This is a genomic window from Pseudoalteromonas sp. M58 (genome assembly GCF_042604605.1).
Taxonomy (GTDB): Bacteria; Pseudomonadota; Gammaproteobacteria; order Enterobacterales; family Alteromonadaceae; genus Pseudoalteromonas; species Pseudoalteromonas tetraodonis.
In genome coordinates this window covers 1,460,601-1,480,117 of the sequence record NZ_CP152390.1, presented here as the reverse complement: position 1 = coordinate 1,480,117, position 19,517 = coordinate 1,460,601, and the positions used below count along the sequence as shown (strand labels likewise).

General features: G+C 40.6%; 20 protein-coding genes. 16 read left to right on the top strand and 4 right to left on the bottom strand.

Features of this window, described 5'->3' with window-relative positions; genetic code table 11:
• Nucleotide 1 precedes the first annotated feature (1 nt).
• From pta to AAGD16_RS06790, 6 genes are all read left to right on the top strand, one after another.
• Complete coding sequence (gene pta / locus AAGD16_RS06815) at nucleotides 2–2,155, top strand: phosphate acetyltransferase (RefSeq protein ID WP_090492778.1); 2,154 nt, start codon at nucleotides 2–4, stop codon at nucleotides 2,153–2,155.
• Between the two features lie 221 nt (nucleotides 2,156–2,376).
• Complete coding sequence (locus tag AAGD16_RS06810) at nucleotides 2,377–2,763, top strand: ACT domain-containing protein (RefSeq protein ID WP_029609972.1); 387 nt, start codon at nucleotides 2,377–2,379, stop codon at nucleotides 2,761–2,763.
• Nucleotides 2,764–2,766: 3 nt separating this feature from the next.
• On the top strand, nucleotides 2,767–3,264 hold the full coding sequence (locus AAGD16_RS06805) for a PTS glucose transporter subunit IIA (protein WP_013464788.1): 498 nt from the start codon (nucleotides 2,767–2,769) through the stop codon (nucleotides 3,262–3,264).
• A 4-nt stretch (nucleotides 3,265–3,268) separates the two neighbouring features.
• Nucleotides 3,269–3,613, top strand: a complete 345-nt coding sequence (locus tag AAGD16_RS06800) for an ArsC family reductase (RefSeq protein ID WP_036956391.1) — start codon at nucleotides 3,269–3,271, stop codon at nucleotides 3,611–3,613.
• Nucleotides 3,613–4,743 (top strand): succinyl-diaminopimelate desuccinylase, encoded by a 1,131-nt coding sequence (gene dapE / locus AAGD16_RS06795; protein ID WP_013464786.1) that lies wholly within the window; start codon nucleotides 3,613–3,615, stop codon nucleotides 4,741–4,743. The genes AAGD16_RS06800 and dapE overlap by 1 nt, the downstream gene beginning before the upstream one ends.
• Nucleotides 4,743–5,438, top strand: coding sequence for a M15 family metallopeptidase (locus AAGD16_RS06790; protein ID WP_377114508.1), 696 nt, complete (start codon nucleotides 4,743–4,745; stop codon nucleotides 5,436–5,438). The genes dapE and AAGD16_RS06790 overlap by 1 nt, the downstream gene beginning before the upstream one ends.
• Here AAGD16_RS06790 and AAGD16_RS06785 read toward each other — a convergent pair.
• Entirely contained in the window at nucleotides 5,425–6,300 is an 876-nt protein-coding gene (locus AAGD16_RS06785; protein WP_028835848.1) for a DMT family transporter, read from the bottom strand. The genes AAGD16_RS06790 and AAGD16_RS06785 overlap by 14 nt on opposite strands.
• Before the next feature lie 216 nt (nucleotides 6,301–6,516).
• On the opposite strand from AAGD16_RS06785, the gene AAGD16_RS06780 reads away from it, so the two are divergent.
• From AAGD16_RS06780 to AAGD16_RS06765, 4 genes are read left to right on the top strand one after another with little or no spacing between them, the layout of a single operon-like run.
• Nucleotides 6,517–7,881: a COG3014 family protein gene (locus tag AAGD16_RS06780; RefSeq protein ID WP_377114505.1), complete on the top strand. Its 1,365-nt coding sequence runs from the start codon at nucleotides 6,517–6,519 to the stop codon at nucleotides 7,879–7,881.
• Nucleotides 7,882–7,889: 8 nt separating this feature from the next.
• Entirely contained in the window at nucleotides 7,890–8,315 is a 426-nt protein-coding gene (locus AAGD16_RS06775) for a YcfL family protein (protein ID WP_016899910.1), read from the top strand.
• 10 nt (nucleotides 8,316–8,325) lie between these two features.
• A complete protein-coding gene (gene lpoB / locus AAGD16_RS06770) occupies nucleotides 8,326–8,943 on the top strand; it encodes a penicillin-binding protein activator LpoB (RefSeq protein ID WP_051894383.1) in 618 nt (205 codons plus the stop codon).
• A 16-nt stretch (nucleotides 8,944–8,959) separates the two neighbouring features.
• Nucleotides 8,960–9,427 (top strand): glycine zipper 2TM domain-containing protein, encoded by a 468-nt coding sequence (locus tag AAGD16_RS06765; RefSeq protein ID WP_096038404.1) that lies wholly within the window; start codon nucleotides 8,960–8,962, stop codon nucleotides 9,425–9,427.
• Nucleotides 9,428–9,525: 98 nt separating this feature from the next.
• Here AAGD16_RS06765 and AAGD16_RS06760 read toward each other — a convergent pair whose 3' ends face one another.
• On the bottom strand, nucleotides 9,526–9,972 hold the full coding sequence (locus AAGD16_RS06760) for a DUF4826 family protein (RefSeq protein ID WP_008110031.1): 447 nt from the start codon (nucleotides 9,970–9,972) through the stop codon (nucleotides 9,526–9,528).
• A 119-nt stretch (nucleotides 9,973–10,091) separates the two neighbouring features.
• The gene (locus tag AAGD16_RS06755; protein ID WP_377114500.1) at nucleotides 10,092–11,486 is read right to left on the bottom strand and encodes a M28 family peptidase; all 1,395 of its coding nucleotides are present in this window, start codon (nucleotides 11,484–11,486) and stop codon (nucleotides 10,092–10,094) included.
• Between the two features lie 280 nt (nucleotides 11,487–11,766).
• Between AAGD16_RS06755 and AAGD16_RS06750 the strand changes: the two genes are divergently transcribed.
• From AAGD16_RS06750 to yddG, 5 genes are all read left to right on the top strand, one after another.
• Nucleotides 11,767–12,222 carry a phosphate-starvation-inducible PsiE family protein gene (locus tag AAGD16_RS06750; RefSeq protein WP_013464778.1) on the top strand — a complete coding sequence of 152 codons (456 nt, stop codon included), beginning with the start codon at nucleotides 11,767–11,769 and terminating at the stop codon, nucleotides 12,220–12,222.
• 110 nt (nucleotides 12,223–12,332) lie between these two features.
• The gene (locus tag AAGD16_RS06745) at nucleotides 12,333–14,180 is read left to right on the top strand and encodes an ABC transporter ATP-binding protein (protein ID WP_377114497.1); all 1,848 of its coding nucleotides are present in this window, start codon (nucleotides 12,333–12,335) and stop codon (nucleotides 14,178–14,180) included.
• Nucleotides 14,181–14,384: 204 nt separating this feature from the next.
• Nucleotides 14,385–14,897, top strand: a complete 513-nt coding sequence (locus AAGD16_RS06740; protein WP_377114494.1) for an outer membrane beta-barrel protein — start codon at nucleotides 14,385–14,387, stop codon at nucleotides 14,895–14,897.
• Nucleotides 14,898–14,924: 27 nt separating this feature from the next.
• Nucleotides 14,925–16,196 (top strand): Ig-like domain-containing protein, encoded by a 1,272-nt coding sequence (locus AAGD16_RS06735; RefSeq protein ID WP_377114491.1) that lies wholly within the window; start codon nucleotides 14,925–14,927, stop codon nucleotides 16,194–16,196.
• 425 nt (nucleotides 16,197–16,621) lie between these two features.
• Entirely contained in the window at nucleotides 16,622–17,524 is a 903-nt protein-coding gene (gene yddG / locus AAGD16_RS06730; RefSeq protein ID WP_377114488.1) for an aromatic amino acid DMT transporter YddG, read from the top strand.
• Nucleotides 17,525–17,576: 52 nt separating this feature from the next.
• Here the strand turns inward: yddG and AAGD16_RS06725 are convergent, their stop codons facing one another.
• A complete protein-coding gene (locus AAGD16_RS06725) occupies nucleotides 17,577–17,996 on the bottom strand; it encodes an MAPEG family protein (protein ID WP_016899903.1) in 420 nt (139 codons plus the stop codon).
• A gap of 279 nt (nucleotides 17,997–18,275) precedes the next feature.
• Between AAGD16_RS06725 and AAGD16_RS06720 the strand changes: the two genes are divergently transcribed.
• The gene (locus tag AAGD16_RS06720) at nucleotides 18,276–19,442 is read left to right on the top strand and encodes a DUF3103 family protein (protein ID WP_377114793.1); all 1,167 of its coding nucleotides are present in this window, start codon (nucleotides 18,276–18,278) and stop codon (nucleotides 19,440–19,442) included.
• Nucleotides 19,443–19,517: the final 75 nt, after the last annotated feature.

Here is a 19,517-nt window from a genome sequence, read left to right as displayed (position 1 = left end):
TATGGCTCGTCGTATTATGTTGATCCCCGTTTCTACTGGGGTTGGTTTAACCTCAGTATCGGTGGGTTTGGTAAGGGCGCTGGAACAAAAAACTGTTAAAGTTAATTTTTTTAAACCTATAGCCCAACCACGCGCGGGTGAAACAGGCCCAGAAAAGTCAACACAAATTGTTACCCAAGGCTCGCCTATTGATCCACCCACGTCATTTGCGCTGGATTACGCCGAGCAAATGATTGGCGATGGCAAAGGCGATGACCTGCTAGAAGAAATTGTAGAGCGTTTTCAAAGTAAAATTAACGATGATGAAGTGGCTATTATTGAAGGCATGGTGCCTACTCGTCGCCAACCGTATGCGGGCAGAGTAAATCGCGAAATCGCACAAACTTTAGGGGCTGATATCGTTTTTGTACTTACCCCTGGCAATTACAACATTACTCAAATTGAAGACCGACTTGAAATAGCCGCTGGCAACTATGGTGGCATTGACCACCCTCGCGTGCTTGGCTGTATTTTTAATAAAGTAAACGCCCCCCTTGATGAGGAAGGTCGTGCTCGCGCCGATTTAGTCGATACCTATAAGCCAGAAGCGCTTGATAACGAATTAAACCGCTTAGCTTCTTTACCTATTTTTAGAAAAAACCCGTTTATGTTACTCGGCGCTATTCCGTGGGATTTTGAACTGGTTGCCCCACGTGTTAAAGATTTAAGTGCCTATTTAAAAGCCACTATTATCAACGAAGGCGATATGGTACACCGCCGACTCAGACGAATTACATTTTGTGCCCGCACAGTATCCAATATTTTAAACTATTTTACGCCAGGTGCGTTATTGGTTACCCCTGGCGATCGCTCAGATATACTCGTTGCTGCTTGCTTATCGGCCATGAATGGCACAAAACTAGGTGCAATTTTACTTACCGGTGGTTTTGAACCTGAGCCGCGTATTATGGCGTTATGCGAACAAGCTATGCAAACTGGTCTGCCAATTTTGGCAACCGAAGGCGATACCTGGCGCACCTCTTTATTGCTGCATAACTTTAACCTAGAAGTGCCTAGCGACGATGAACAACGCATAGAAAAAGTAAAAGATCATAACGCTGCACATATCGACTCTGATTGGTTAGACACATTAGCAAAAAGTGTGGGGAAAACGCGCAAGTTATCCCCCCCTGCCTTTAGGTATTTATTAACCGATAAAGCCCGTAAAGCGGATAAAACGATTGTACTGCCTGAGGGGAACGAACCTCGTACCATTAAAGCCGCTGCTATTTGTGGCCAGCGCGGCATTGCTAAAACAATTCTACTTGGCGATCGCGATGAAATATTACGCATCGCGGAGCAACAAGGGATTGAACTGAACGAGCATGTGACTGTAATAGAGCCAAGTAGTATTATTAACGACTACGTGGCACCTATGGTCGAAATTCGTAAAAACAAAGGCTTAACTGACGTTATTGCAAAGGAACAACTGCAAGATAACGTGGTACTGGGCACCATGATGCTAGAGCAAGGAAAAGTAGATGGGCTGGTTTCAGGGGCAGTCAATACCACGGCCAATACCATTCGCCCGCCTTTACAGCTGATTAAAACCGCACCGGGTTCATCATTAGTCTCGTCGGTATTTTTTATGTTATTGCCTGATCAAGTGCTTGTTTATGGTGACTGTGCTATTAATCCTGATCCTAATGCTGAACAACTAGCCGATATTGCAATTCAATCTGCCGATTCTGCTGCCGCATTTGGCATAGAACCTCGTGTAGCAATGATAAGTTACAGCACGGGTAATTCGGGCAGTGGCGCTGATGTAGAAAAAGTCCGCGAAGCAACAAAAATTGCCCAACAAAAGCGCCCAGATCTCATTATCGATGGGCCATTGCAATACGATGCGGCCATTATGGAAAGTGTAGCTATTAAAAAAGCGCCAGATAGCCCGGTTGCCGGTAAAGCAACCGTGTTTATTTTCCCTGATTTAAATACGGGTAATACCACCTACAAAGCAGTGCAACGAAGTGCCGATTTGATCAGTATTGGTCCTATGTTACAAGGGATGCGCAAACCTGTTAACGACTTAAGCCGTGGCGCATTAGTTGACGATATTGTGTATACCATTGCTTTAACAGCCATTCAGGCGGCGCAAGTAGAAGCGCTTAATTAAGGCCTGTAATTAACTTGCCCTTTTTATAGTCTAGCCATTTTTTATTTAATAATTAACTGGTTAGGCTATTTATACCTCACAACCCCCAAGCTTATCCACAGAAATTGTGGACAATTATTTTTTAGCTAATAAAAATATAGCACTGCCTAAACTTGAGCCTTTAATTTAGCTTCAATACTCTATACTATAAAGCTATTATTTTGCTGCTGGCGATACGTTTAATGTCAAAACAAACATTACAATTACACAGCACCGTGTTATCTATTCATAGTTTAGCCCTTGATGCTGACATACCGCCTGCGCTGTTAAAACAACCGTTATTTTTTATCTCAAAAACGCATGATGAACTGTCAGTTGTTTGCCCTGTCGACTTTATTATTGATAGCCAAGATACTGAATCTAATTGGCAAGCACTGGAAGTAATAGGCCCTTTAGGATTTTCGTTAACTGGCATTATGGCAAATCTGTCAGGCGTATTAGCCAGAGCTGGCGTGTCCATTTTTTCGATATCCACATATGATACCGACTATATTTTAGTAAAAAAACAAACGGTCACCAAAGCAATTACAGCCCTTAAAGCCGATGGCTACAACGTGGTAACTCAATAAATAATGAAATCTGAAGACGTTAGCTATTTAACTAAAAATAAAATTGGCCGAAACGCGATACAAATCACGAGCCCATTCAGTGGTAAAGTGATGCCAATGGAAGAGCATCCACAACCCTTTTTTCGTTTTGGCACACTCGGCCCAGGTATTGTTGTTAGTTTATCGAGTCATAAAGTATTAGCGCCCTTCAATGGCACCTTACTGCAGGTAAAAAGTGCCGGTTGTGAATTTATTTTAAAAGCCAATAACGGCTTAAAAGTATTAATAAACCTAGCGGTTCCCGATTCACAAACACTTACGCATACTCATATTGCTCAGCTTAACGGCAGCAAAATAACCAAAGGCCAACGCCTTGCTTATTTTGATTTACGTGAGCTCGACTCGCCTATTTTAGCCAGCCTTATAATTCTCAATGGCCATAATTTAGGCACTTTTCATTATTCTCACCCGCAAGTTAATGCCGGTGTAGATACCTTATTAACTATTATTAAAAAGAAGTAGATTTATGATCACTCTCTATGGCATTAGCAACTGCGATACAATTAAAAAAGCAAAAAAATACCTAAGCGATAACGACATCGCATTCACTTTCCATGACTACCGCAAAGACGGCGTTAATAACGACATGGTAAGCGACTTTGCAGAACATATTGATTGGGAACAATTGGTTAATAAACGTGGCACAACTTATAGAGCGCTCACTGATGAGCAAAAACAAAGCTTGACTAAACAAACCGCTATAGATTTACTCGTTGAACAACCGGCGATGATCAAACGCCCTCTTCTTATTAATAACGGGCAATATCACTTAGGCTTTAAAGCAGCACAATACGATGAGATTTTTAAATAATGACCCATCCAGTAATTACCCTAGCCCAAGCCTTAATTCAGCGAGAGTCGGTTACACCTGAAGATGCCGGGTGCCAACATATGATGAATGAACGCCTAAGCGCCATTGGCTTTGATATTGAATCGCTCTTTTTTACTGACACGCTCAATACTTGGGCACGAAAAGGCACGCAATCACCGCATTTTTGTTTTGCCGGTCATACTGATGTGGTGCCCACTGGACCTGAAAAAAACTGGCAGCACCCGCCTTTTGCAGGCCTAATTGAAGACGGCTTATTACATGGCCGTGGCGCTGCCGACATGAAAGGCTCATTAGCAGCGATGATTGTGGCAACCGAACGCTTTGTGACTAAGCATCCAGATCACAAAGGTTCCATTTCGTTTTTAATTACCTCAGATGAAGAAGGCCCGTTTATTAACGGCACCACGCGCGTGATAGATACTTTAGAGGAGCGCGGTGAAAAAATAGACATGTGCCTTGTAGGTGAACCCTCTTCTCGCGATGTACTCGGTGATGTGGTTAAAAATGGCCGCCGTGGTTCACTCACGGGGTTTTTAACTATAAAAGGCGTGCAAGGTCATGTGGCCTATCCACATTTAGCACAAAACCCAATTCATTTAGCCACGCCAGCTTTAACCGAGTTAAGCCAAACTGTGTGGGATATGGGTAATGACTTTTTTCCAGCCACCAGCTTTCAAATCTCTAATATTAATGGCGGTACGGGCGCAGGCAATGTGATCCCTGGGGAGCTAGAGGTACAATTTAATTTTAGATTTAGTACCGAAGTTACTCATCAACAACTACAACAAAAAGTAAATGCCATTTTACAAAAACACAATTTAAATTATGAACTCAATTGGATTGTGAATGGCTTGCCGTTTTTAACCGATCACGGCCCATTGGTTGATGCCACCGTAGCCGCCATTAAATCGGTAACGGGGTTAACCACTAACTTAGAAACAACAGGTGGCACCTCAGATGGTCGTTTTATCGCACAAACGGGTGCTAAAGTTATTGAATTAGGGCCACGTAATGCCACTATTCATAAAGTGGACGAGTGTGTTAGCACCGACGACCTAATCGCGCTGGCCGATATTTACGAACAAATATTAGAGCACCTGTTAACTTAATGACTGCAAATAAAGAACTCATACAATGCATCACTGGCCAAAGTGATGCACATTTAGTTGCCATACAAAATCACTCTTTGCATGCCGATATTGTAAATGACTTTATTGCACTGCAAACAGCGGCTTCATCAGCAGGCTTTGATTTATGTATTGCATCAAGTTTTCGGGATTTTAACCGTCAATCAGCTATTTGGAACGCTAAATTTTCCGCTAAGCGGCCGGTATTAAACAAAGCGCAGCAACACGTTGATATTAATTCGCTCAGTGATATTGATAAATGCATTGCCATCATGCTTTATTCTGCGCTACCGGGGGCGAGTCGCCATCATTTAGGGACTGATTTAGATATTTACGATAAAGGCGCAGTGAGTGACGATTATGTTTTGCAATTGAGCCCTAATGAATATCAGCAAGGTGGGCCTTTTGCTAAACTAAGCCAATGGCTAGAAACTCATCTAGCAGAATTTGGGTTTTATCGACCTTACCAGTATGACTTGGGCGGGGTAGCTCCTGAGCTTTGGCATATTAGCCACATAGCGCAATCAGCGCAGCTTATTCGTCACCTTACGCCAGAAGTGTTGCACGACTGCATTAAACACAGTGATTTATTAGGTAAAGACGCTATTTTAACCCACTTACCTGCATTGTATGAACGCTTTGTGATCAATGTAAGTCCACCAGCTAAGCAGTTTTAGTCTTTTTATTTAAAGTAAAAACTAATACCGCTAGTAAAATGATACTGCTGGGGAGCATAAATTGTACAGTTAATGTCTCTGATAAAAACACAGCCCCTGCAATAGCCGCCAAAACGGGTACGCATAACTGCACTATGGCTGCATGCGTGCTCTTTAATAGTGGCATAGCCACATACCAAATACTGTACCCTACTCCAGATGCGATGGCACCTGAGGCTATTGCAAGTAACGCCCCTTCGATACGTATATTTTTAAGCTGGCTCATTCCCACCACAATTAAAATAGGTAGCACTAATAAACTACGAATAAAATTAAAGGCAGTGGCTCTTAGCGGCGACACACACGCCTTGCCACGAATACTGTAAATTCCCCACGCAATGCCACTTATACTCATTAATAATGCAGCCATCAGCGGTGGTGCTGTCTGTGAGGGCAGCATTAAGTAAACAAATGCCGCAAACGCCACTATAAATGCAAGCCATTGCACAGCACTTAAACGCTCTTGTTTATATATGCCCCAGCCAATCATTGTAAATTGCACCGCCGAGAATAAAATAAGCGCCCCCATACCGGTATCAAGCTCGATATAAGCAACAGAAAAACACAGCGCATATATCAATAAGCTAGCACTGCTTCGCCAACTGCCAGTATCGTTAATAATAGGATTACTTAACTGCGCTTTTTTATTTAACTGCCTAGTATAGAGCAGCATAATAATGGTCAAACACACTGCCCCGCTCAGTAACCTAATAACGGTAAAATTCCACGCATCAATGTAGCCTTGCGCTAACGCTAACCGACATAATAACGAATTTGCAGCAAAGGCAACTAACGCGATAATAGTAAACAGTGTTGCTTTCAAATTAATTCCTAACGTATTGATAAATATGTACCGTATTTATATATCGATTAAATTAACGTCCAATGTTGTAAACGTTACCATGGTTATTTTTTAAATGATAAAGTTTTTATTAAGGGTTTTTTTTCTATGTTTATACACTACGCTTTTTTACAATCTTTCACACTTGTATTTATTGGCAGTATGTTAACCTTACAGAATAAATAAGAAGGAGTGCGCGTGCGTCACATTTTAATTTTTAGTCTTTGCTTTATTGTAAGTGGTTGCAGCACCATTGGCTTTGACGATCTCTTTAATGATTACGCCACTAATACCACCCCTATTAGACAAGCCATTACGAATAATAATATTGAGAGTGCACGCTCCTTAATAAGCAAAAACAGCAAAACACACAGTAATTATTTACTGAACCAATTAGAGCAAGGCCGTATCGCGGATTTAGCCAACAACCCCGATAACGCACAAGTTCATTTTGAAACTGTCTATCAACAAATGCAATCTAAGCGCCAAGCTGCAAAAATACAAGTAAGTGCTGGGCTTGAGCAAAGTAATGCGCTGTTAACCAACGACTCAGCTATTGGTTATACACCGCCCGCCTACGAAATGAGTATGTTGCATAGCTACAAAGCGCTCAATTATGTTTATAAACATGATATTGAAAGCGCCTTAGTTGAAATACGCCGTGCTAATAAAGTACAAGTTGATGAACTATTAAATAATCAAAGCGAATTTGATAATGCGGTTGCCCAAGCACAGCAACACTATCCAGATATGGATAACTTAATTCGCTCGGTCAAAAATGGCTTTCAAAATGCGTACACGTTTTACTTATCAGGGTTGCTATATGAAACGGCAAAGCAAGGTGATGATGCCTACATAGACTATAAAAAAGCACTCGAAATACAACCTAACAATCCGTATTTACAACACGATGTACTGCGTCTTGCTAAGCAGCAAGGTTTTGCTGATGACTATAACCAATTTAAACGCCAGTTTGGTGAAGTTAACAGCTTAGAAAAAAACCAAGGCGAAGTGGTTATATTATTCGAACAAGGCCTGATACCAAAACAACACGAATTTAAATTACGATTACCCATTTATACTTCACAAGGAGACGCCCGCTTTTATAGTCTCGCCATGCCCATTTATATAAATAATGCTTATGTAAGCACCGTTAACAACGTCAAAATTAATGACCATGTATTATCACTAAGCCCGCTAGTGCACTTAGAAGCACTGGCCGCTAAAACGTTAGAGCAGCAAGTTGCTGGGCGCGTATCGAGGCAAATATTGCGCTTAGTGGCGAAAGAAAAGCTGCGCGCTGAGCTTGCCCGCAGTGGCGGTGATGTGGGGAATATTTTAGCAAACTTATATAATCTTGCTTCTGAGCAAGCCGATACCCGCAGCTGGCTTACCTTACCCAATCAAATTAGTCTTGCCCGCAGTGCAGTGACTGCAGGCGAACATACCTTAAATTTTGGCTCACAACCGCCAATAAATTTTACCGTTAGTAAGCAAAGGTTAACGTTAATCTACCTAACCTCTGTTAATAACTATTTTAACTCCCATGTAGTGCAACTTTAGGAGCCATCATGAAATACATACTCCCCATTATTGCGTTGTTTATGCTTAGTGCATGTAGCAGCCGACCTGTAACCTCAGGCATTGGAGTTGAACAAACTACCAACGCCTACAAAGAGCAGCTCAATGTTAACAATCCACAGTTAGCAAAAAAGCTATTAATTAGTGATGTAAAAACTCGTCAAACAAATAACCTAACCGACGTGGTAGTCACCTTGGCAAGTACCTATAAAAAGTCACAATATTTACAGTATCAATTTAACTGGTTTGATAAAGATGGCTTTGTAATTAAAGGCAACCACTCGCCGTGGCAAGCCCTCACATTATTTGGCTTTGCTAAAACTCAGCTTGCAGGGCTCGCGCCTAGCCCTAATGCCGTTACTTTCTCTTTAGCTGTAAGAGAAGTGTCTACTGAAGCACAAGAATTTAAAGATTAAGGAAACCATTATGATCAATAAACAATTCAAATCACTCTCTGGCTATGCAATTTTAGGCTTAGCCGCACTCACACTAACAGGCTGTGCTAATAAAGCAGTCGTTAGTTATGGTGATGCCCAAGCCGTAGAAACCACAGATATAAACTTTGGCTCTACCGACCTACAAAAAGTAGCCTCGCAAATGACCGACTCACTTCTCAGTTCGCCAGTGGTTGGTACTATGACTGCCAATACCCGCCCTGTGGTATTTGTTGAGCGTATTAAAAACAAAACCAGTGAACACATAGACACTGAGTCAATTACCGACTCAATTTCGACTCAATTACTTCGCAGTGGAAAATTTAGATTTGTTGATATGACCCGTGTAGAAGCGGTTCGTGAACAACTTACATTTCAAAATGAAGATGCACTGATCAATCCAAGCACTGCGGTGGCCTTTGGTAAACAAATTGGTGCGCAATATATGCTGTACGGTAACCTATCGAGCATTGTTAAATCCAATGCTGACAAAGCCGATGTGTACTACAAATTTACAATGCGCTTAATGGATATGCAAAGTGGCCTTGTTGAATGGGCTGACGAAACTGAAATTCGTAAAACCCGTGAAAAATCTACCTTTGGTTGGTAACTAACAGGAGCGAACCATGAAAACGCTTAGCTTATTTTTATGCACTTTATTAATATTTAGTGCCCCCACTTTTGCCAAGTATGAACGCAATAAAGCCGTTCCTGTGCAGCAAGTACTATTTGGTAAAGTGAAGTCGGTGCGCAACATTACAGAGCAACAATTGGTTCACGATAAAAGTAACGGTTGGAAAACCTTTGGCGGTGCCTTACTAGGCGGTGTTATTGGTAACCAGTTTGGCGGCGGCAGTGGTCGCACGGTTGCAACTATTTTAGGATCAGTGATTGGTGGTAATGTTGCGCATAATCAGCAACAGACACAACGCTATGAAAACCTCCAATTAGTTGAACTGCTAATACAAGTAGAAAGTGGTGAACAATTTATGGTGGTACAAGATAGCGACCCCGCTATGCGTTTTCACCAAGGTGATAATGTACGCCTTATTTATTTAACTAATAACACAGTGCGCGTAGATAGCGCTTATTAGAGTCTATTTATGTTTCGAGCTTAATTATTAAAGTTCCAACAAAAAACCTAACTTAGGTCACTAAGTTAGGTTTTTTTAAATGTATTCACTTTTATTTATTAAGCGGGTTCTTTTGCCCAAAGCTGCTCGTTTTCATGCATTTCATATAAACCATGTGCACGGTTAATCAGTAAATTTGCAAAATCAGCTTGGGTTTTATCTCGCGCACCCGCGGTAATAATTTGATCGGCCTTTAACTGCCACTGCAGTGAAAAATAACGCATAGCATCGCGTGCATCTTTTGCTGCAGATGCTTCAGCGTGATCGGTTGGTAAACGACCGGTGATCACCCAGTAGCTTTTACCGTTTTGCGCTTTAAATTTCCATAGCGCGCATAAAGGCGCTAAAAAACGGCTTTCTTTTTCAAGCAATGTTTTGGGCATAATGCCTTTTTCAGCTAAATGTTTTTGCGCATTTTGAAAACATTCGCGCTGCCATTGAATTTCTTGTTGCTGAAGTTCAGCTTGCTGCTCTGGTGTTAATGGTTTTTGTTCTTGTTGCTGCATTTTAATAACCTTTTTACTTCTTTGTTTACACTTTAAGGGCATAACAAATAAGGCGCAAGCATAAATAGCGTGCTTAACACCTTATTCGCAGCTGTTTGCTGGGTTTTTAAGCAAACCGATTATTTTATGTTGTGATCAAACGACCCCACATCACCGGGGAACACCACTGGCGATTCAACACCCTGTTTATTCACGCTAGCAACGCCAAAATAGTAGTTATCAATAACCACATTTTTAAGTGTAAACTCGCTAACATTATCAACCCATTGGCTGTATTGCCATTGTGGCTCACTCGTATAGCGCCAGTAAATTTTGTAACCGGCAATATTTTTATCTTCCGATGGTTGCCAAGAAAGTGTGGTACTGGCGCGTACGGCACCACTAATTTTCACTTCTTTCGGTGGCGCTGGTGCCCATGCCATTGACGCTAGGCTCACCGCATTCAATGACGTGAGTTTTGCGGCGTAATCAAAATCAACCCCATCGATGGTATCACCGTACACTATGCCATTTTCGGTGCGGAGGTCTTGATGTTGACGGTCGTAATGCTCGTTAGTTTCCATTATACGTACAGCCGCAAAGCCCGCATCATTAAATGGGCGATGATGCCCTCCTCGAGCAAATCGGTCGAGTCTGTATACCAGCATAGTGTCTAAATTTTCAATGTATTTATCGGCAATGGTGTCTATGTAACGCGCTAAATTACGACTCGCTGAGTCAACTTCGCCACCTGTAAAACGACGAGTACGCGCTTGCTCTTTGGTTTCAACCACTCGCGTCCCTTCTGAAAAAATACGTGCAGTGGTGTTATCGGTTACGCCATTAATACCAGTAATATTACCAATCATGTCGTTATTTAAAACACCATGAACCTGCCAATTATTTTTTTGCGCATAAGCGGTTAAAATTTTACCGCCAAATAAACCTTGCTCTTCACCTGAGAGCGCCGCGTAAACAACCGAGCCATTAAATGTATATTTCGATAAAACACGCGCTGCCTCAATAACACCGGCAACCCCTGAAGCGTTATCGTTTGCACCTGGCGCATCGCTGGTAAAATCCATTACATCACTAACGCGCGAGTCTATATCACCCGACATCATCACCATACGATTAGGCTCAGTACTGCCGCGCTGAATCGCAATTATGTTAACCACTTCTACAGGGTTAGGAATGCGCTTTTCTCCCGAAATGGTTTGTTTTACCTCTATTATTTCTAAGCAGCCACCACATTGTGCCGAAATCGCTTCAAATTCTTTTTTAATCCAACGCCTTGCCGCGCCAATACCACGTGTATCAGACTTAGTCTCTGATAGCGTATGTCGCGTACCAAAACCCACCAGCGTTTGAATATCACTCTCAATACGCTGCGCCGAAATTTCTTGTGCAATTTTATGCAATGATGCTTGTTGTGTAGACTCGCCAGCAAAGCTTGTAAGCGTTACAGAACTTAATGATGCCAACACACCATACTTTATAAGTTGATTAACTAACTTTAAACCTAAATTAGACATAGCATTGTTATCCTCATAATGAATGCCACCAACATGACAGCAGAAACCAATAACCGCAAACCTTTTGAGATAGACACTAAAAATCACACGCTTAATTACATATTATTAACACCTTGAATTTTACTTAGAATTTAACCCTCACCAAACAAGTCCCCTGTTCAAGCACACTATTTTAATAAAAATAATCACTTATACTGTTTTGACCGTATATAGTGCTAAACATAATTAATCAGCTATCATTTTATAAAGGCTAATTTAATCAATAAGGTGCTGAAATAACATGAAGAAACACGAAGAATTACCAGAGGATCATGTTGATCCCCTGATGCAGTATTTACATCATGCTATTCGCTTTGCAATTAAAATACTGGCAGTGCTCATGGTGCTGGTTATTTTTTGGAGTATTGCTGATGTAGTGTATGTTTTATACATGCGGTTAAGTTCTCCGCCTTATTTTTTATTAAATATTGAAGACATTCTGCAAACCTTTGGTGCCTTTATGGTGGTGCTAATTGCGGTAGAAATATTTACTAATATCCGGTTATATTTGGGCTCTAGCTCGCTGCCCGTTGAACTGGTTATTGCTACCGCATTGATGGCTGTGGCGCGTAAAATTATTGTCCTCGATTTAAAATTAGTGACCTCAGAGCAAATTGTTGGCCTGGCGTTAGTTACCTTAGCACTGGGTATATCGTATTGGCTGGTAAAAAATAAAACCGGCCACACTAAGCTATAAACGGTTAACTCAACTTGAGTTAACCGACGTACACCTTATTCCCACTGCGCCTTTGTGTTTTACAATGGTATAGTGGGACATCTTTATAAATATTTAATTAAGCAGTTAATATGTATCGACTATTTGAACGGATGACTAAACCGTTCCCAGAGCGTTCTCCATCTCAGCCTCCTAAAACCCTTTTTGCATTTTGTCGTCACTACACCAAAGGCATGGAATTGTCGTTAGTGCTTATGTCGCTCAGTGCCGCATTACTCGCTATTTTAGAGGTGTCTTTATTTAGTTACATGGGGCAACTGGTTGACTGGCTCGGCGAGTACACCCCTGAAGAGCTATTTTCACAGCAACAATCCGAATTAATAAAGATGGGGTTAATGCTCCTAGTTGTGATGCCCATAGTGGTATTTTTTAGGTCGGCTATTTTACACCAAGCACTGTTGGGCAACTATCCGATGTCGATACGTTGGTTAGCGCACCGTTATCTACTGCGTCAAAGTGTTAGCTTTTATCAAAATGAATTTGCCGGAAGAATAGCTACTAAAGTGTTGCAAACCTCATTGGCAGTGCGTGAGTCAGTCACTAAGTTACTTGATGTACTTATGTACATTGCTGTTTATTTTGGCTCAATGGTGTTTTTAGTGGCCGCCTCAGACTGGCGTTTAATGTTGCCATTATTAGTGTGGTTAGCATTGTATATTTGCGTGCAAATTTACTTTGTACCCCGATTAAAAAGTATTGCCAGTTCACAAGCTGATGCACGCTCAGAAATGACCGGCCGTATCGTCGACAGCTACACAAATATTTCAACCATTAAATTGTTTTCCTATACTCAACGCGAAGAACAATACGCTAAACAAAGTATGGATGTATTTTTACAGCCTGTTTATAAACAAATGCGCTTGGTCACCAGCTTAAACGTGGTTATTCAAAGCTTAAACTATTTGTTAGTGTTTTCGGTAGCAGCAGTGTCTTTGTATTTATGGTCGTTAAGCGCCATTAGTGCAGGAGCGATTGCCGTGGCATTGAGTTTATCGTTAAGGCTCAATGGCATGGCCCAATGGATCATGTGGGAAATTAGCAGCTTGTTTGAAAACATTGGCACCGTGGCTGATGGCATGCGCACCCTTTCTAATCCTATTGCGGTTGCGGACAAACCAGAAGCCGAAACGTTAAAGGTCACCCAAGGGGCAATCGACTTTAATAATGTACATTTTAATTACGGTAAAGCCGCGAATGAAAATAACCGTGGCCCCGTAATAAACGGATTAAACTTAAACATTAAACCCGGTGAAAAAATCGGCTTAGTGGGTCGCTCTGGCGCGGGTAAATCCACCTTAGTTAACTTGTTGCTGCGCTTTTACGACACCGACAAAGGCAGCATTAGTATTGATGGCCAAAATATTACGGATGTAAGCCAAGAAAGCCTGCGCCGCTATATTGCTATGGTTACCCAAGATACATCCCTACTACATCGCTCAGTAAAAGATAACATTTTATACGGCAGACCCGATGCCACAGAAGCCGAAATGCTCGATGCGACTAAGCAAGCCAAAGCCCTTGATTTTATAACCGATTTAGAAGACAGCAAAGGCAACAAAGGCTTTGATGCGCAAGTAGGCGAACGAGGGGTCACCCTGTCAGGCGGTCAGCGCCAACGTATTGCTATTGCACGCGTACTACTTAAAAACGCACCTATCCTCATACTTGATGAAGCCACCAGCGCTTTAGACTCAGAAGTCGAAGCGGCTATTCAAGCAAGCTTAGATGATTTAATGACAGGTAAAACAGTAATCGCCATTGCCCATCGATTATCGACCATTGCACAAATGGACAGACTCATCGTGCTTGATGAAGGCGGCGTTGTAGAGCAAGGCAGTCACGATGAATTAATTGCCCAAGGCGGCATTTATGCTGCTCTTTGGGCACATCAAACCGGCGGCTTTATTGGCGTTGAGTAAACACGAGTAAGTAAGGCATTACTTTTGATGCCTTACACACTCAATTAAATTCCTGCCTTGACCTTGTTACGAATAAATATACTTCATTCGCAACAATACAATTAACCTCTAACTTCATATTGGTCGAATAGCTTAGCTTGATTATTACAAAGCGATTTTATACTATCTGTTCCCAAAATATAGATGGATTATAAGTTTAGATTTATGGAAAAATTTTTTACACTAGTTTTACTTAGCGCATCATTCAACAGTTTTGCTGATACTCCTTATATAGGTGTTGATTATATGATGAGTGATATTGAAATAAGTAATGAAAATGCGAACCCTAAAGCCGCATTATTACGTGCGGGCATAAGTAACAATAACATGGCTTTTGAAGCGCATTACCTAGCATCAAACACAAGTGATAATATTTATAATACAGAGTTAAATTTAGACAAAAGCTTAGCCCTATATTTTGTTATGCAATCTGATGTAGTCAATGGCTTTGGTCTGGACGTTTCATTGGGTTATGCAAAAAATCAAGTTGTTGTGTCTAATCCTTCCACATCAATAAATGGTGATTATAAATATGATGGTTTTTCTTGGGGAGTCGCAATGCACCAGCAAATTCCTTATTTAGAAAACACTCAAATAAGACTTGGTTATCAATCCCTTTTCAAAGGTGATGATATTGAAATAACCGGTTATACCTTAGGCTTTGTTTATCACTTTTAGTTATGTATGAAAGGAAGCAATAGAAATATGATTAATACACACAGTTTTTTTAAATTATCTGTAACCGCATTATTTATTATCAGCGTTACGGGTTGCGGTTCTGAAAGTGATACAACGGATCTTGCAAAAGCAATACAGTTAGACAAACTTCGTTCTGAAGGCACCATTATAGAATCTGTTAAGATAGTTGGAGATCAACAACGCTTAAAGCCAGGTGAGACATTACAATTAAGTGCTACGGGTATAGATAGTAATGGTGACACGCGCGACATTACTAGTGAGTTAACCTGGGAGTCTAACGATCCGACTATTGCAACTGTAAATAGCAATGGTGTTGTAAATGCGGTTTCGAGTACTACAGCAAACCAAGGGGCTGTATCTATCACAGGAACTACCATCAATGATATCTCAGGTGAAGGTGAGGTTTCAGTAAGTGATGTCGCAGTCACTGAAATTAACTTAAAAACAGCCGCTTCTAACATTGATTACATTAATACATGTATACCTGCGCAATTATCAGCCGATCTTACCTATGCTGATGGATATACATCTTTAAATACCATTAGAGGTTTAAGTTTTGCTGTTGATAACGGCAGTACTGCAACAATCAACTCTGACGGCTTATTGTTTACATCCGCTCCTGATGTTGAAGATACAACTATTACAGCTAAAATAGACAATGTTCTTGGTAAGCTGACAGTGAAAGCAGATCCTAAAAATTTAGAGTCTATCGATATTTTAGTTAATGATGAGCCAACTGAAGAGATCAATCTTAATATTGGCGATCGTATTCAAGTTAGTGCAATTGCCTCTTTGGTAGCTCAAGAAGCTAAGACTATTAATGACACTATTACTTGGTCGCAAGTAGGAACCCGTTATATTGGTATAACAGATGAAGGCGAAAACAAAGGAACGCTTGTTGCTCTCAAGTCTGGTGAAACTCAATTAATTGGCAGCTGTGGCAACAAGCAGAAAATTATTACAGTAACAGTCGATGGTTCTGATGATTTAAATGATCTTCAAATAAATGATGGCAGTTCAGTATTAACTATGACCCCTCTTGGTTCAATTAATCTCACACTGACGGCTAATGGCAGTGATGAAACTTCAAGTGTGAATGTAACTGAATTTGCTGATTGGAGCATTAATGGAAGCAGTTTGGTAACTACAAAATTAATTAGCGCAGGTACAGAGAATGCTGTTTATAGATTAACCAGTAAAACGAATAACGCTGGTAGTTTTATTGTTTCAGCGACCTACGATAATCAAGTAAGCAGCGTTCAGGTAAATATTGAATAAATAACCCTTCTATATTTGTGGATGCTATTTAAATTATTTAACTAGGGTCTGTTGGTCTTTTAAGGTTAGATTTGTAGTAATCTGTTTGGCATTTAGGCAATAACGCTGCATCAATGCCAAACAGGCGCTGCCCATCGAGCTCTTCCCTAGGGTGGATTTACTCTTTGTTGCCCACTGAATGTAGGTAAGGAGCGTTAGCAAGACGCGAAAACTTTGCTCGGACTTACTTATTCTTACATGGATGTAAGCCAGTAGAATAACGCATGAGCAGTTATCAACTGCTCACGAGGTTACAAACCTCGCGCCACGATTAAAAAGACCCTACATGCTGCTACTACCTATCAGACTAAAAGTTAGTAAAACTAATGCCCTACCCCTTGATATATATTAAAGTGTTACTTTTGTTTTTCATTAAGTAGCTCTCCATGTCTTTTTTAATTAAACATAAATACACCCTCTATGGGGTGCTCGCTATTTTACTTTGGAGCAGTTTAACTGCTTTTGTTCGTGATTTATCGGAGTTATTTAGCCCAATTGGCGGTGCTGCTTTGATTTATAGCGTCAGTGCGATTTTTTTAATGCTCGTCATGGGTGTACCAAAGCTAAACAATTATCCAAAGCGCTATTTAGTCTTTGGTGGCAGCTTATTTGTGATTTACGAAATGTGTTTGGCTTTATCGCTTGGCTTTGCAAATAGTCGCCAGCAAGCGTTGGAAATGGCGATTATTAACTACCTTTGGCCAGCGTTAACCATTTTATTTTCGATTATTGTTAACCGCACTAAAGTAAGCGTATTAGTCTACCCCAGCATACTGATTGCGTTTTTAGGCGTTGCATGGTGCATTGCAGGTAATAGTGGTTTATCTGTGGAAGTATTAACCGCTAATATTAGCGACAACCCATTGCCCTACTCTATGGCGTTTGCAGCAGCGTTTATTTGGGCTGTGTATTGCAGTGTAACGGTTAAACTTAGCGAGGGTAAAAATGCCATTAGTGTATTTTTTGCAGCCACGGCAATCTCTTTATGGATAAGTTACGGACTGAGTAATGAACCCAGCTTTGAGTTTAACGTATATTCTAGTTTTACTTTATTGCTGGCAGGGGTGGTTATTGGTGGAGGTTACGCATTGTGGAACCAAGCAATCATTGGCGGTAACCTAGTGTTGTTAGGCACCTTGTCTTACTTTACTCCTGTATTGTCTACGCTATTTGCCTCTATTTACTTATCACTATCGCTCACCAACGCATTTTGGCAAGGCGTAGTATTAGTTACATTAGGCTCATTAATGTGTTTTATTGTGACGCGAAAAACAAAGCCAGCCCAATAAAATAAGTAAGCGAAAAGCTAGAGACTGTCTGCTTTTCGCTTTAATCATTTACTTAACTAGCTAATCGCAGTCCTAACAGCACTAACATCACAATGTTTGCAATCACACCGATTAAAAAGAAGTAACTACGCGGGCTGGGGTTTTTCTCGGTGGCAATGGCGTAATACAGTGCCATATGAATTAAACGTGCAGTAACATAAATCCAAATACAGATTGCAAAAACCGAACTGTGGTAATTAATCACAAAGGCAAATAAAACCGTTCCTATAAATAACGCACTGTTTTCTAATGTGTTATGAAAGGTGCGATGCGCTCTAAATATAAAACTCTCATGAGATAGGTCTTTATCAATTTTTCCTGGTACAGCCCCAGGCTGTTTGGCTTTACTAAACGTTGCCACTGCCCACTGAACTAACATCATAATTAAATATAAATAAAATGCTATAAACGCTGAATGTGCTATATCGGTCATTGTTTAATCCTTTGTGTTGTTATTAGAGTAGTAGCTACAGCAACTATCAAGCCAAAGATAAGCCACTGATGTATATAGTAATTACTTTTTAGTAAAATAATTTTTTGTAATAGATTCATTCTTTATATAAAACTTACTCTATCACAGCATCTTGGTATTTTTTTAGAGTCTGAGCGAAACTTAAAACCAGCACTAATTACGTATTTTATAATTTTTATTTGAGTATTTATTCTAAGTATTGTTTTATAGTGTTACTGATAACGGAACGGTAAAATGAATATGATGAATAAAATAACCAAATGCTTGGTAACCTTAGCGCTAGTGAACTGTGTATCAGCGCCCGCTTTTTCAGCTCAATATGAAATCGAAAAAGGTGAAAACTTGGCTAAGTTGGCGCAATACAAAGACGTAGCCACCATTAAACGCAATTTCGCAAAACAAATAGCGCTTAATTACAGTGTATTAAACGCTGATCTTAAACAGACGCTAAGCCAATATAAACTGGTTTTGAATGCGGATCAGCTACCGTCTTTAGGTATGCACACACAACAAAATACTCGTTTAGCAAACAACGCGTTACAACAACTGAAAGGTTTACCACAAAACACCGGTAGTTTGTTACAAGTGCGTTTGGCAAGCGATAAAATGCTTAGCGCTTGGCAGCAAGGCGAACGCCCTTTATTTGCATTTGCACCCGCTGGTGACGATACGCAATGGAGCGAGATTGAAGCGTTCGATCAGTATGGTGACATTCATTATCTTAGTGTTGACCAAATGCCGACCCAACCTGTCTTTATTATCGAATTAGATCAACAAAAAGTACAAGATGCGGGTATTGCAGTAATGAGAGGAATTTTATCTGCTAACAAATTCAGTAAAAGCACGGTTAGTCCAAAAAACCAGTTAAGCAATGAACAACCCCTGCAAACCAGTGTATTGAAAAAAATACGCTTAGAAGATGACAAAGAACCTTGGATCTCAGGTGGTGCTGAAATTTATGCCATTGTAACGGGTATCGACCCCACCCGAGATGAACCAATATTAGATATCGTTGATTTACCGTATTTAGATCATGATCAAACCGATTACAGCCCTAATCAGGTGCTAATTCATTGGCAGCGTTATCGTTGGCAGGCGGTTGATTTACTCTTAATGGGACAAGATGACAACACCAACTATAAAACTCTAGCAATAAAATTATTAGAAATATCAGAGCAAGTAATGGCGAGCATTCCTGATTTACAAGCGCAAGGTTATGCCATTATTCCTAAGCTGACCAATGAACTGCTAAAAGCAATGCCGGATGAATGGTTTACTAATAATGACGATTATGTTGATGTTTTTTACACGCTGTTTGAAAACAAAGACTATCAAGAATATAAAGGAGCAAGCAGTAATGCGACCATTACGCTATCTCCTTTAGAAATTAACCCAAGACTAAACTAAGTCATCCCCATTCGCTTAATTATTATTGCGGATGGTATCACTACCCATACTTCAATAGTCACCCATTAGCGCTTT

Coding starts and splice junctions, on each gene's coding strand:
- pta (WP_090492778.1), top strand. CDS start 2: ATGGCTCGTCGTATTATGTTGATCCCCGTTTCTACTGGGGTTGGTTTA.
- AAGD16_RS06810 (WP_029609972.1), top strand. CDS start 2,377: ATGTCAAAACAAACATTACAATTACACAGCACCGTGTTATCTATTCAT.
- AAGD16_RS06805 (WP_013464788.1), top strand. CDS start 2,767: ATGAAATCTGAAGACGTTAGCTATTTAACTAAAAATAAAATTGGCCGA.
- AAGD16_RS06800 (WP_036956391.1), top strand. CDS start 3,269: ATGATCACTCTCTATGGCATTAGCAACTGCGATACAATTAAAAAAGCA.
- dapE (WP_013464786.1), top strand. CDS start 3,613: ATGACCCATCCAGTAATTACCCTAGCCCAAGCCTTAATTCAGCGAGAG.
- AAGD16_RS06790 (WP_377114508.1), top strand. CDS start 4,743: ATGACTGCAAATAAAGAACTCATACAATGCATCACTGGCCAAAGTGAT.
- AAGD16_RS06775 (WP_016899910.1), top strand. CDS start 7,890: ATGAAATACATACTCCCCATTATTGCGTTGTTTATGCTTAGTGCATGT.
- lpoB (WP_051894383.1), top strand. CDS start 8,326: ATGATCAATAAACAATTCAAATCACTCTCTGGCTATGCAATTTTAGGC.
- AAGD16_RS06765 (WP_096038404.1), top strand. CDS start 8,960: ATGAAAACGCTTAGCTTATTTTTATGCACTTTATTAATATTTAGTGCC.
- AAGD16_RS06760 (WP_008110031.1), bottom strand. CDS start 9,972: ATGCAGCAACAAGAACAAAAACCATTAACACCAGAGCAGCAAGCTGAA.
- AAGD16_RS06755 (WP_377114500.1), bottom strand. CDS start 11,486: ATGTCTAATTTAGGTTTAAAGTTAGTTAATCAACTTATAAAGTATGGT.
- AAGD16_RS06750 (WP_013464778.1), top strand. CDS start 11,767: ATGAAGAAACACGAAGAATTACCAGAGGATCATGTTGATCCCCTGATG.
- AAGD16_RS06745 (WP_377114497.1), top strand. CDS start 12,333: ATGTATCGACTATTTGAACGGATGACTAAACCGTTCCCAGAGCGTTCT.
- AAGD16_RS06740 (WP_377114494.1), top strand. CDS start 14,385: ATGGAAAAATTTTTTACACTAGTTTTACTTAGCGCATCATTCAACAGT.
- AAGD16_RS06735 (WP_377114491.1), top strand. CDS start 14,925: ATGATTAATACACACAGTTTTTTTAAATTATCTGTAACCGCATTATTT.
- yddG (WP_377114488.1), top strand. CDS start 16,622: ATGTCTTTTTTAATTAAACATAAATACACCCTCTATGGGGTGCTCGCT.
- AAGD16_RS06725 (WP_016899903.1), bottom strand. CDS start 17,996: ATGACCGATATAGCACATTCAGCGTTTATAGCATTTTATTTATATTTA.
- AAGD16_RS06720 (WP_377114793.1), top strand. CDS start 18,276: ATGATGAATAAAATAACCAAATGCTTGGTAACCTTAGCGCTAGTGAAC.